This is a genomic window from Xenorhabdus khoisanae, assembly GCF_001037465.1.
GTDB classification, from domain to species: Bacteria; Pseudomonadota; Gammaproteobacteria; order Enterobacterales; family Enterobacteriaceae; genus Xenorhabdus; species Xenorhabdus khoisanae.
Genome location: NZ_LFCV01000068.1, coordinates 22,647 through 35,477, shown reverse-complemented (window position 1 = coordinate 35,477; position 12,831 = coordinate 22,647). Strand labels below are relative to the sequence as shown.

14 protein-coding genes are annotated in these 12,831 nt (G+C 44.4%); 9 read left to right on the top strand and 5 right to left on the bottom strand.

All coding sequences use genetic code 11. The features are described 5' to 3' along the window. The first annotated feature begins 382 nt into the window (after positions 1-382). The 4 genes from AB204_RS11365 to AB204_RS11350 are packed head-to-tail and all read left to right on the top strand — an operon-like array spanning position 383 to position 4,470. A complete protein-coding gene (locus AB204_RS11365) occupies positions 383-1,381 on the top strand; it encodes a 3-oxoacyl-[acyl-carrier-protein] synthase III C-terminal domain-containing protein (protein ID WP_047963490.1) in 999 nt (332 codons plus the stop codon). After that, the gene (locus AB204_RS11360) at positions 1,378-2,388 is read left to right on the top strand and encodes an NAD-dependent epimerase/dehydratase family protein (protein WP_047963489.1); all 1,011 of its coding nucleotides are present in this window, start codon (positions 1,378-1,380) and stop codon (positions 2,386-2,388) included. Before AB204_RS11365 ends, AB204_RS11360 begins: the two co-directional genes overlap by 4 nt. A gap of 1 nt (position 2,389) precedes the next feature. Further along, complete coding sequence (locus AB204_RS11355; RefSeq protein WP_047963488.1) at positions 2,390-3,196, top strand: MBL fold metallo-hydrolase; 807 nt, start codon at positions 2,390-2,392, stop codon at positions 3,194-3,196. Further along, positions 3,193-4,470, top strand: coding sequence for a F390 synthetase-related protein (locus AB204_RS11350; protein WP_047963487.1), 1,278 nt, complete (start codon positions 3,193-3,195; stop codon positions 4,468-4,470). The genes AB204_RS11355 and AB204_RS11350 overlap by 4 nt, the downstream gene beginning before the upstream one ends. Positions 4,471-4,601: 131 nt before the next feature. On the opposite strand, the gene AB204_RS11345 is transcribed toward AB204_RS11350, so the two are convergent. From AB204_RS11345 to AB204_RS11325, 5 genes are all read right to left on the bottom strand, one after another. Then, the gene (locus tag AB204_RS11345) at positions 4,602-4,856 is read right to left on the bottom strand and encodes a Txe/YoeB family addiction module toxin (RefSeq protein WP_047963486.1); all 255 of its coding nucleotides are present in this window, start codon (positions 4,854-4,856) and stop codon (positions 4,602-4,604) included. Further along, positions 4,853-5,107: a type II toxin-antitoxin system Phd/YefM family antitoxin gene (locus AB204_RS11340; protein ID WP_047963485.1), complete on the bottom strand. Its 255-nt coding sequence runs from the start codon at positions 5,105-5,107 to the stop codon at positions 4,853-4,855. Before AB204_RS11340 ends, AB204_RS11345 begins: the two co-directional genes overlap by 4 nt. A 255-nt stretch (positions 5,108-5,362) precedes the next feature. Beyond that, positions 5,363-5,986 (bottom strand): LysE family translocator, encoded by a 624-nt coding sequence (locus AB204_RS11335; RefSeq protein ID WP_047963484.1) that lies wholly within the window; start codon positions 5,984-5,986, stop codon positions 5,363-5,365. Positions 5,987-6,034: 48 nt separating this feature from the next. Then, a complete protein-coding gene (locus AB204_RS11330; protein WP_047963483.1) occupies positions 6,035-6,580 on the bottom strand; it encodes an RNA 2'-phosphotransferase in 546 nt (181 codons plus the stop codon). A gap of 153 nt (positions 6,581-6,733) precedes the next feature. Beyond that, positions 6,734-7,960, bottom strand: coding sequence for an RtcB family protein (locus tag AB204_RS11325; protein WP_047963482.1), 1,227 nt, complete (start codon positions 7,958-7,960; stop codon positions 6,734-6,736). 243 nt (positions 7,961-8,203) lie between these two features. Between AB204_RS11325 and rtcR the strand changes: the two genes are divergently transcribed. The 5 genes from rtcR to pyrB all read left to right on the top strand — a co-directional run bounded on the left by rtcR (position 8,204) and on the right by pyrB (position 12,583). Beyond that, positions 8,204-9,778, top strand: coding sequence for an RNA repair transcriptional activator RtcR (gene rtcR / locus AB204_RS11320; protein WP_047963481.1), 1,575 nt, complete (start codon positions 8,204-8,206; stop codon positions 9,776-9,778). 31 nt (positions 9,779-9,809) lie between these two features. Continuing rightward, positions 9,810-10,727 (top strand): ribonuclease Z, encoded by a 918-nt coding sequence (rnz, locus tag AB204_RS11315; RefSeq protein WP_047963480.1) that lies wholly within the window; start codon positions 9,810-9,812, stop codon positions 10,725-10,727. A 185-nt stretch (positions 10,728-10,912) separates the two neighbouring features. Then, positions 10,913-11,341: a carboxymuconolactone decarboxylase family protein gene (locus AB204_RS11310; RefSeq protein WP_047963479.1), complete on the top strand. Its 429-nt coding sequence runs from the start codon at positions 10,913-10,915 to the stop codon at positions 11,339-11,341. A gap of 82 nt (positions 11,342-11,423) precedes the next feature. Then, entirely contained in the window at positions 11,424-11,582 is a 159-nt protein-coding gene (locus tag AB204_RS23045; RefSeq protein WP_167336746.1) for a hypothetical protein, read from the top strand. Positions 11,583-11,641: 59 nt separating this feature from the next. Then, a complete protein-coding gene (gene pyrB / locus AB204_RS11305) occupies positions 11,642-12,583 on the top strand; it encodes an aspartate carbamoyltransferase (protein ID WP_047963478.1) in 942 nt (313 codons plus the stop codon). Positions 12,584-12,831 lie beyond the last annotated feature (248 nt).

Below are 12,831 nucleotides of genomic sequence, written 5' to 3'. Positions count from 1 at the left end.
TTTTATATATTAATTAATTATTTATGTAATAAAAACTAATATGACTATTTTTAATTATTAAATCAATTAAGTTTAACTGTAAGGTAATGTTAATTTTTAATTTACATAAACACAACAAACACTATGATTAAATCTCATAATACATTTTTTTCATTAAAAAAAATTTATGGCATTGAAATGGTTAATGGGTAAAACTTTTTATTTTTCATGCATCTGTAATCGATATTTCAATTTAGTATTATGATGTATCATAAATATCTACTTCCTGTTTAATCAGCTATCTGATAAATACTAAATTGATTCAAACCCTATACTCAGAATTCATTTCATATTCTGACAATATATTTAAACAAAAAATTAACATTCGGAAGTAATAAAAAAAATGAAAAACTCAAACGAATTGATCCCATTAAAGATCATTGCCTCTGGAACTGCTTTGCCTGAGCATAAGGTGTATTCATCCGATTTAGATCTGAAATTAAATAAACCGAGTGGATTTGTACAAAAGCATTCGGGAATTGAATATCGTTACCATTCTGATTATGAAGCCTCTCCGGCCAGATTGGCGGTAGAGGCATTGCATAATACTTTACAAACACACCAAATTTCGCCGGATTCGATTGATTTATTGATTTCGGCTTCTGCAATACCTATTCAGGCTTTGCCTTATTCTGCTGCGCATATTTTGAAAGAGAGCCAATTAAAGGCAGGAACCGCCTGTTTTGATATTAATGCAAGCTGCGTTAGTTTTGTTTCCGCTTTGGATATTGCAGCAGGGTTATTGGCAACCAAACAGTATCGACGTATTGCAATTGTTTCTGCGGAGATGGCTTCCCGTGGCATTGATTGGTCACATCAAGAATCCTCATTGATTTTTGGTGATGGTGCGGCCTGTATGATCGTTGAAAGAGGGGATGGAAAAAGTGGGATTGTTACCTATAAACATGAAACTTATCCAGAAGGCCTTGAATTATGTGAAATCCGTGCTGGAGGAACCCGCAAGAATCTCCGTACCGGCATGGAAGATAAGGATTTTCTGTTCCAGATGCAGGGTCGGCCATTGTTTAAACTGACAGCTTCGTTAATTGAAGGTTTTACAGAGCGCGTATTGGCGAGTGCTGACCTTAAGATGTCCGATATTGATACTGTGATCCCCCATCAAGCCAGTCATTTGGGATTGGAACATATCCGTAAGCGGCTGAATATCAAAGATGAGAGATTTGTGAATATCTATCGTTATCGTGGCAATCAGGTTGCGGCATCGATTCCCACTGCGTTGCACGAAGCCATTATGACGGATCGCTATTATGGCCGTGATTATGTGATGTTGCTTGGTACGGCGGCCGGGCTTTCACTCAGTGAGATGATTCTGAAACCATGAAAATTCTTGTAACTGGTGCAACAAGTGGCTTAGGGCGTAATGCCGTTGATTACCTGTTATCACATGGGGAGTCGGTTGTGGCAACCGGACGTGATCAGCAGGCGGGAGAGGTATTGATTCAATTGGGTGCGGAGTTTCGCTGTGCCGAATTGGAAACCTTAACCGTGGATGGGGCCATTGAGTTGATGTCAGATTGTGATGCGGTCTGGCATTGTGCCGCCAAATCCTCTCCCTGGGGCGATCCTGATGAATTTGAGCGCATCAACTTGAGCGCCACGTCTATGTTGGCACAAGCGGCGGGAATATGTGGTATCCGGCGGTTTGTTCATATTTCCACCCCTGCCGTATATTTCAATTTCTCGCACCAACAGCACATAACTGAAAATCAACGTAGCCAGCGTTTCGCAAATGATTATGCCCGAACGAAATTCCTGGCAGAGGAATGCGTACTCCGGCTGATTCGCCGTTATCCTGAGACTACGTATATTATTCTGCGTCCTCGTGGGCTATTTGGCCCGCATGACAGAGTGTTGTTGCCACGCTTGATGGCACAAGTTAAGGCCAGCAAGGGAGTCATGGTCTTGCCTGCGGGCGGGAAGAATGCTTTGGATCTCACTTATGTCATGAATGTCGTCCATGCGATGTCATTGGCGACTCATCGGGAAGGGTTGCAAAGTGGGGCGATATATAACATTACCAATCAACAGCCACAGCCATTGGCAAAAACATTAGGGCAGTTATTTGACGAGATGAAGTTTGGTTATCGAATTAAATCATTGCCTTATTCACTTTTGTATGGGCTTGCGGCGGTATTGGAAGGCATTGCAATGCTCACCCGGAAAGAGCCTTTATTGACGCGTTACGGTATTGGTGCGGCCTATTACTCTATGACGCTGGATAATTCAAAGGCACGGGATGAACTGGGCTATGAGCCGGTTTATACCATGGAGGAAGGCATTCATTTAACAGCCAATTGGTTGAAACAGATAGACAAGCAGGCGGGTTAAAATGGTTAAGATGCGTGTTTTTGAAGTGGGATATTGTACCCATCCCGGTTGCGTGGCACTAAAAGGTGCAAGTCTCCGCGTATGTAAATTCCCTGCCCGTGCGTGGCTGTTGGAGTGCAATGACAAGCGCTGGCTGCTTGATACCGGATATGCCAGCCATTTTTACGATCATACCCGCAGTGGGGTTATTCGGTTTTATCGCACTGTCACGCCGGTCTATTTTGACACCAAAGATTCGTTGGTGATGCAACTGAAAGAGGAAGGCATTCAACCCCATGATATTGATGGCATCATCATTTCTCATTTTCATGGTGATCATATTGCTGGATTGCGGGATTTTCCTCAATCCAAATTTATCTGTTCGGGAGAAGGCTGGCAGCAGACCCGCAATTTACGGGGTATCGCTGCGCTGAAAAGGGCATTTGTACGGGGATTAATTCCTGATGATTTTGAATCCAGAGTCAGTTTTTATGAAGGGTTTGAAGCTTGTCCGTTGCCAGAAGAATTGGCGGTATTGGGCGAAGGGTATGCCGTGCCGGATAGCCAGAAACAGATGTTTATTGTACCGCTGCCCGGTCATGCGGCGGGGCATCTTGGCCTCTGTGTATTGACTGAACAAGGCTGGATAGTGTTGGCGGGCGATGCGGCATGGTCACCGAGTAACTATCGTGAATTGCGTGGGCCGGCACGGTTGGCGAATATCATTATGGATGATAGCCGTGCCTATTATGAGACGTTAAATAAGCTGCACCAGATTGACCAAAAGCAGGTTCCTATCCAGCTATGTCATGAGGGAGATTTGGAATGATACTCAAAACGCTTTGGTACTATTGGCGTGCCAGGAAACAATGGAAATTTTCCAGCCGCCAGCAGCTTGAACAGCATCAATCGAGGGAATTAGCGTCATTTCGGCGCAATGTGCTGACGAAAAGTCCTTATTTTTCCTCATATGCTGATTTACCGTTGGCGGAATATCCGCTGATGAATAAAGCCATCATGATGGAAAACTTCGACCAGATGAATACGGCGGGTCTTAAGCGTGATGAATTGTTGGAATGCGCGCGGTTGAGTGAGCAGTCACGAAATTTTAAGCCGACGGTGGGTAAATACAGTGTCGGGATGTCGTCAGGGACGTCAGGACAGCGGGGTATTTTTGTTATCAGCCCTAAAGAGCGGAGCATTTGGGCGGGCACAATGCTTGCCAAAATGCTGCCAAACGGTTTATTTCACGGAGAGCGTGTTGCACTGTTTTTACGGGCGGGAAATAACCTTTACGATAGTGTGCAGAATCGTTGGATATCTTTCCGTTTTTTTGATTTGTTTGCTGACTTTAATCAGCAGGTGCAAGCGCTGGTGGAATACCAGCCCACTATCGTTGTTGCGCCCGCTCAAGTTTTGCGGGCGCTGGCATTGAAGATCCAGCAAGGAGAGGTGTCATTATCGCCAACGAAAGTGATTTCGGCGGCAGAAGTGCTGGAACCACAAGATCGCCAATTATTAGAGAATGTGTTTCGGGAAGTGGGAGAGGTTTATCAGGCAACGGAAGGTTTTCTGGCGTGTACTTGCCCACATGGAACGCTACATCTTAACGAAGAATTTCTTCATATTGAGCCGAAATGGATCGATGAATCACGTTTTAACCCGATCATCACGGATTTCACGCGGGAAACTCAACCTATTGTGCGTTATCAGCTTGACGATATTTTGGTAGTGAAGAAAACCCCGTGTGCTTGTGGCAATCCGGCATTGGCGATAGAGCGTATTGAAGGGCGCAGTGATGATCAGCTGATTTTGCCAGCGCATGATGGCGGAAACGTGAGTATTTTTGCCGATCCCTGTTCGCGGATCATTGCCAATACATTGCCACTGACCAGTGATTATCGGCTGACACAGACGGATTTATTACTGCGCTTGGAAGGAGATTGCGATATTGCGATCCTTCAACAATGCCAGTCCGCCTTGACGGACTATTTCGCCAAACAGGGCGTCAATGTAGATAAAATTGAATGGCAGTGTGTATCACAGGCAATATCGCCGGATCTGTTTAATAAACGCCGTCGGATTATCAGGAAAAAGGGATAGTTTGGGGGCGGGAACCTATTTAAATAGGCTTGGAATAGACTGCTTGCCTGTCACAGCGCAATCGTATCGGAGGTAGTCGATTGCGCGTGTTTATTTTGGATATTCGGATGGGAAAATTTCGGCGTATAAAATTAATAGTGATAGCGACATTGCACAATAACTATTGCTGTGTCTGTAACCTTGTAAACTAGACGATGCTCGCGATCAATCCGCCTAGACCAGTATCCTGACCAGTTGTGCTTTAAGGGCTCAGGATCACCCAGACCATCAAAGGGCTGCCGTGCGATATCCCTAATAAGGGTATTAATGCGTTTTAGGGTTTTTTTATCGGTTTGTTGCCAATAAAGATAATCTTCCCATGCAGTTTCTGCCCAAGATAGAATCATTCTTCCAGCAAGCCTTTTTCGAGGGTTTTAGCGCTTTCCACTTCTGCAATAGCTTGGTTTAAGCGAGCTGCATTTTTAGGACTTGCCATCAAATAGGCAGTCTCTTCATAAGCTCGAAAATCTTCCAAACTGAGTACAACCGCTGGTTTACCATTCTGACGAGTGATCATGACTGGTTGATGATCGTCGTTCACTTTATCTAGGGTACTGGCTAAATGAGTTCGAAATGCTGAATAGCTCATAACATTCATGGTCATTACCTCATAATGCTTACGTACTTATTATTGTACATGTACAATAATAAGTACTCAAGTATAATATTTGAACAAATCGTTTCCTTTACAACCCCAATCTTCATGGCTAAAATGGCGCCCCTAGACAAATTTCTCCGATATACCGTAACCTTCTATCTTCCTGTGGGAATAAAGCTCACTTGAAAATACGCAATTCAAGTGAGCTGGGTATAAAAAAAGACATTTGGATATGTTAATACGCACTCACTACAATTACCGCCGACTACTCAACACCAATTTAAACGCAAAAAACAAAAATAGCCCGCCTGTTGCGCGATTCATCCACTTAATCACGTTTTCACGACGTAATAGATGGGAAAGAGGACGTGTGGCGTAAATCAATGACAGTGACCACAATGTGCCAAGCAATACATGGATCGTGACCAAACTGAAAGTCCATAAAATAGCTGAGTGCCCTTGGGGGATAAACTGGGGCAGGAATGAAACATAAAATACGCCCATTTTCGGGTTGAGAACATTACCCAACATCCCTCTGATAAACCAATTATGGCTTTTAACCGAAGGAGAAACCTCTCCACCAAGATCCTTTTTAGGATGCCAAATCATTTGAATTCCCAACCAGCATAAATACAGCGCACCACACCATTTCAATATGTTAAATGCCAGCTCTGATACAGCAATCAATGTGCCAAGACCAAATGCCACCATTGCTCCCCAAATGAAACAACCCGCATTAATGCCAAGCGCCGCTTGAAAGGCTTTTTTACTCCCTTCCGCTGTTGCGGTTCTCAAAACAAGTGCTGTATCCAGACCCGGGGTCAATGTGAGTAACGTCGCCGCTACAGTGAATGCAAGCAGGGAATCCATGACTGTCATGTTTATCTCCGAAGTAAAAGCAGGGTAAAAATTAGCTTACTTAAAATGCTAAATAATACACATATATTCAACAGGCACGGATTTTGTCAACCAAACGCCATTATCCGCCTGATGAAACTTGAAACCTTGTTCATACATCAACTGGGCTTCAATTTTTAAGATAACTACTTTGCCATGACGCTGCCCCACTTTGGTCGCAGTGGATTGATCTGCCGATAAATGCACGTAGTGGCGTGTTCCCGCCACTAAACCTTGTTTAAAAATGGAATCCAAAAAACGGGTGGCAGTACCGTGGTACAAAATCACTGGCGGGATTTTTTCTTGATAGCCAATATCCACCAGCTTAGTAGAGTGCCCCTGTACTGCTCTGATGCGCTTTTGATCTTCTGATATGGCAAACCGTTTTTTGTCATTGCTATCGACAATGTTCTCAATCAGCGTAGGGTTCAATCGCTTACCGTGCTTAGAGGCACATTTTATCAGTGTGCCGATATCCGCCCATCCTTCACTATCCAACATTAAGCCAATGGATTCCGGTTGATGGCGCAATACGTAACTTAAAAACTTACTGATCTTAGTATCGACTTTATCCATGTTTTCACCTGGTAATCTGAATTCCTTATAGTTGACGATGAAAATGTCAACGTTTCATCCAATTCCGACTCAATAAAAGCATGAACTCTCGGTTTACGCGGGCCATATTCTGCCTCATTTTCCATTTATTCCATTTTTCCTACTTCTTGATACTTATCCTTTTACGCATACCACCTGACGCAAGGTATGCACGATTTCCACCAGCGATGATTGCGCTTCCATTACAGCGTCAATATCCTTATACGCCATTGGAATTTCATCGATCACATCGCTATCTTTACGGCATTCCACATGCGCCGTTGCACGCCGTTGATCGCTTACGGTAAAGCGTTTTTTTGCCTCAGTACGGCTCATCACCCGGCCTGCGCCGTGACTACATGAGCAAAAGCTCTCCTCGTTTCCAAGACCTCGGACGATATAGCTTTTCACACCCATCGACCCTGGAATGATCCCCATTTGGCCTTTACGGGCAGATACCGCACCTTTACGAGTTACCAAAACCTCTTCACCGTAATGCTGTTCACGCTGCACGTAGTTATGGTGACAATTCACCGCTTCCTGCTGTGTTGTAAAAGGTTTTGGGATTTCGCGAGACAACGCTTCAAGCACGCGGTGCATCATCACTTCCCGGTTCTGGCGAGCATAATCCTGCGCCCAACCTACCGCTTCCATATAATCGTCAAAATAGCGGCTTCCTTCCTCGAAATACGCCAAATCGCGATCAGGCAGGTTAGAGATATGCTGCTGCATATCTTTCTGCGCCAGAGTGATAAATAAGTTGCCGATGGCGTTACCGACACCACGGGAACCGCTATGTAGCATCACCCAAACGCGATCCGCTTCATCAAGGCATAACTCGATAAAATGGTTCCCTGTTCCCAACGTTCCTAAATGATGATGGTTATTGGTATTCAACAAGTTGGGGTATTTGTCGGTAATACGCTTAAATCCATCCGCCAACGTCCCCCAGCGTTGATCCACAATCTCCGGCGTTTTATTCCAGGAACCTTTATCGCGTCCTCCACGGTTTACGGTACGCCCATGCGGTACTGCGGCTTCAATAGCATGGCGGATATTCAACAGGCTATCCGGTAAATCAGAGGCCACCAGCGAAGTCCGCACCGCAATCATTCCACAACCGATATCCACCCCAACCGCAGCCGGGATAATCGCACCACGTGTCGGGATCACACTACCAATCGTAGAACCTTTACCGACATGGACATCCGGCATTACCGCCAGATGCTTGAAAACGAAAGGCATCCTGGCCGTATTCTGCAACTGGATAATGGCTTTAGGATCAACCGGCACGCCATTTGTCCACATTTTCACTGGCGCGCCATTCTCTTGCACTAATAAGTTATAATCGTTGGTTGTCATTTTTGTTCTCCTTTAATTTGTACCAATCCGTTTAGAACTTGATCTAAACCGCCATATACTGAAATTTGATTGTAGTTATTGCCAATTGCGTGCCAACATTGAAAAAAGACAGAAATATTTTTTATCTATTTGAAAAATAATTGTTTTTATTTTCATTCATTTTTGATGATTGTTTTTACAGTTTAAATTTCTTATCTTTCTATATCGTTGTTTATAAATTTAGATAATCAAAAAGAGAAAACAATGAAACGCAGAGTTGCCATTGGCATTTTGGGTACAACATTAGACAGGCGGGGTAAGAAAGCCAATCGCTGGACAAAATGGCGTCCTACCATTGGGATGTGCCAACAGCCAGAGTTACCGATTGATAAACTGGAATTGCTCTACCAAACCCATGATTACGTATTGGCAGAAAGGGTTAAAGAGGATGTTGAGCACGTTTCACCGCAGACAAAAGTGGTATTGAACGAAATTCAAATCGAAGATCCATGGGATTTTGAAGAAGTTTATACCGCCTTGCTCGATTTCTCCGTTCGTTACCCTTTCGATATTGAAAACGAAGAGTATCTGGTACATATCACAACGGGTACTCACGTTGCCCAGATTTGCTGGTTCCTGCTGACTGAAGCCCGCTATCTGCCTGCCCAGTTACTCCAGACTTCCCCCAAAAATAACGATCGCGAAAGCCATCCCGAAGGCGTTTATACGATTATCGATTTAGATCTCAGTCGCTATACCACGCTGACCAGCCGTTTTCTTCGTGAGCAACAGGAACAGGTCGCATTCTTGAAATCAGGCATCGCTACGCGCAACGCCAATTTCAACCGCCTGATCGACCAAGTTGAACGTGTGGCCTTGCGCTCCACCGCTCCCATTCTGCTGACAGGGCCAACGGGTGCAGGAAAATCCTTTCTCGCACGCCGGATTTATCAGTTACGGCAATCACGCCATTTAATCAGCGGGCGATTTGTGGAGGTCAACTGCGCGACCTTACGCGGCGATAATGCGATGTCGACGTTATTTGGTCACGTCAAAGGCGCATTTACAGGCGCGATTCAACCACGCACCGGGCTGCTGCGTGAAGCCGATGGCGGCATTCTGTTTCTTGACGAAGTGGCAGAATTGGGGTTGGATGAACAAGCGATGCTGCTGAAAGCCATCGAAGAAAAAAGCTTCCTGCCTTATGGTTCGGATAAGGAAGTCTACAGTGATTTTCAGTTAATTGCCGGTACACACCGCGACCTGCGTGATTGGGTGGCTCAGGGAAAATTCCGCGAAGATTTATACGCCCGTATCAATATGTGGACTTATCAACTGCCCGGTTTGGCGCAACGCCGAGAAGATATTGAACCCAACATCGATTATGAACTTGCCCGTTATGCACAAATGCAACAAACGCAAGTTCGCTTTGATAAAGAGGCGCGGCAAATTTACCTGCGTTTTGCCTGTTCGGAACAGGCGCAATGGCGGGGAAATTTTCGTGAACTCAGTGCATCCGTCGCTCGGATGGCAACATTTGCCGAAAATGGGCGTATCAACCACTATTTAGTTGAAGAAGAAATCACACGGCTCAAGCAGAATTGGCACGGACAAGAGCAATCTTCCCCGCTGCCGAATCATCTGCCAGAAATTGATCTGTTTGACCGCCAACAGTTGGAAACGGTGATTAAAGTCTGCCGTGAATCCAACAGCTTATCGGAAGCTGGTCGCAAGCTATTCGCCGTTTCCCGCCAACATAAAAAACAACCCAATGATGCCGATAGATTACGCAAGTACCTTGCCCGATTCGGTTTGGATTGGGACAGTATTCAATATTAAAAGTATTCAACATCATTAGGAGAACAATAATATGGAACTGAAATTCTTAGGCACCAGCGCCGGTATTCCCACCAAAGAGCGCAATGTCACCAGCCTGATACTCGATTTACAGGGCATCCGCAACGCATTATGGATGTTTGATTGTGGTGAGGGAACGCAACACCAGATCCTTCATTCCCCCATCAAGATATCTAAACTGGAGAAAATTTTTATCACTCACCTGCATGGCGATCATATCTTCGGTTTACCCGGATTACTGTGCAGCCGTTCGATGGGCGGTTCCACCGATCCCCTCACTTTATATGGGCCAACAGGCATACGTCAGTTTGTGGAAACTGCATTGCAGATGAGCAGCTCTTTCCTGACTTACCCACTGGAAATTATCGAAGTTCAATCTGGACAACTGTTTGATGATGGTGAACTCAAAGTCACCGCTTATGCCCTGAACCACCGAGTGGAATGTTATGGTTACCGGATTGAGGAACACGATAAACCCGGCGCACTTGATGCCGAAAGATTGAATCAGGATGGCATTCCCCGTGGCCCGTGGATGCAGACGTTAAAACAAGGTGGCACGGTAACACTGGAAGATGGGCGCATAATTTGTGGGAAAGATTATTTAGGTACACCGATTCGTGGCAAATCACTGGCGATTTTCGGGGATACCGAACCCACGTCGGAAGCCCTGAAACTGGCCGCCAATGTTGATGTAATGGTGCATGAAATCACACTAGAAGATGCCTTCGCCGCAAAAGCCAATGAACGTGGGCATTCCACCACCAAACAAGCCGCAGCACTGGCACGAGATGCAAAAGTAAAACACTTCATCGCCACACATATCAGCGGGCGCTATGGTATCGAAGAGTGCCCTCGGTTATTGGCGGAATGTCGGGAAATATTCCCTAATACCGATCTGGCCGAAGATTTTGCTGTGTTTGCAGTTAAATAATTGCTTTCAAAAAAAGTGAAAAATGAAAGGGATAAGTGTGATACCTGTATAAATATCAGTATAAATTTTGATGTAGAATATTTTTCGTTGTTTTCCGAAAAGTACGTCTCAAAATCGTTCTGACTGAACAACATGGTCTTTTTATCGTTAATTACCTTTCAACAAAAATAATTTGAGAGATAAAAATGGATTACGCAAAAATTTCACCCAGCATTATTAGTCCACTCTATAAAAGCTATGCAGAAGTCCATGCCTCTGAGCTGGATCAAAAACTGATTCTGTTAGTAGAAACACGGGTATCTCAAATTAACGGCTGTGCTTATTGTTGTCATCTTCATGCCGAAGCCATCCGTAAGGATCATGGCATAGAACAAGTAAAACTGGATAAACTACCTGCTTGGTTCAATTCCAGTATCTACAGCCCAAAAGAAAAACTGGCTCTGGAATGGTGTGAAGCCCTGACAACAAATATCAGGCAAAGCACGCTGGATCAAATTAAAGAACGCCTTGATACCGTTTTTACGGAAAAAGAGATTGTTGACCTGACTGCCGCGATTTCTCTCATGAATGCTCTTAACAGAATGGCAGTAAGTTTGGGTGATAGAAGCGAATAATCAAATCATTATTCTGCTCATTAAGTTTAGCAAATAGTGAAAACAAAAATTTCTTCCAGCAAACCTTGCGGTGAATGCTATCGTGAGTATAATGCGCGACGATTTGCTGGGAGAAAACATGAAAGATTGCGCTGTAAAAGCCGTTACAAAACATCAAGCTAACGAAACACTGTCTGCTGGCAGCGTAGGCGTTTTGTTTTTCCCATTGCTCAACCGAACATTTAAAAAGCCCCTCAATTGAGGGGCTTTTTTTTGCCTGCCCAGTCCAAGGCTAGAAGTCATAAAAAGAGGAACATAAACATGGCTAACCCGTTATATCGCAAGCATATCATTTCAATTAATGATCTGAGCCGCGCAGATCTGGAACTGGTATTGCAAACGGCGGCTGCATTGAAAGCCAATCCACAGACTGAGTTACTGAAACACAAGGTGATCGCAAGCTGCTTCTTTGAAGCTTCAACGCGCACTCGTCTCTCTTTTGAAACCGCTATCCAGCGACTCGGTGCTTCCGTGGTGGGCTTTGCTGACAGCAGCAATACCTCATTGGGTAAAAAGGGAGAAACGCTGGCTGACACTATTTCTATCATCAGCCAATATGCCGACGCGATCGTCATGCGCCACCCACAGGAAGGTGCGGCACGGTTGGCTTCTGAGTTTTCCGGTCATATCCCTATTATTAACGCTGGTGATGGTGCCAACCAGCACCCAACCCAGACGTTGCTCGACCTGTTCACCATTCAGGAAACTCAGAACAAATTGGAAAATCTCAAAATCGCCATGGTGGGTGATTTGAAATATGGCCGCACCGTTCACTCGCTGACACAGGCTCTGGCAAAATTTAATGGCAATCATTTCTGCTTCATCGCTCCGGATGCCCTTGCGATGCCAAGCTATATCCTGCATATGCTGGAAGAGAAACAAGTAAGTTACAGCCTCCACAGTAACTTCGAAGATGTCCTGCCTGAACTGGATATTCTGTATATGACCCGCGTCCAAAAAGAACGCCTTGATCCTTCAGAATATGCCAATATCAAGGCTCAGTTTGTCCTGCGCGCTGCGGATCTGGTGAATGTAAAAGAAAACCTGAAAGTGCTGCATCCGCTGCCACGTATTGATGAAATCACGGTAGATGTCGATAAAACGCCATATGCTTACTACTTCCAGCAAGCGGGTAATGGTATTTTTGCCCGTCAGGCATTGTTATCGATGGTGTTGAATGAAGATGTTGTCATCGAAAAATGATGAAATAGATCGTTAAGTAGAATAAATAGATATTGATATTATGATTAGGGAATTATTCCTTGATCATAATATGTTTATAAAGAGAAAATTAGTTTCCTCTTGCCCAATAAATAATTTTCCGCCTTATTATTTTTATTGTAATTCAGCCTAATCTCCTGAAATAAAATATAACAAACGTGACAATTAAAATCACAATAATTACTTTCAAATATACGTATATTTGGAAGTGCTTTTCTTATTTTAACCTG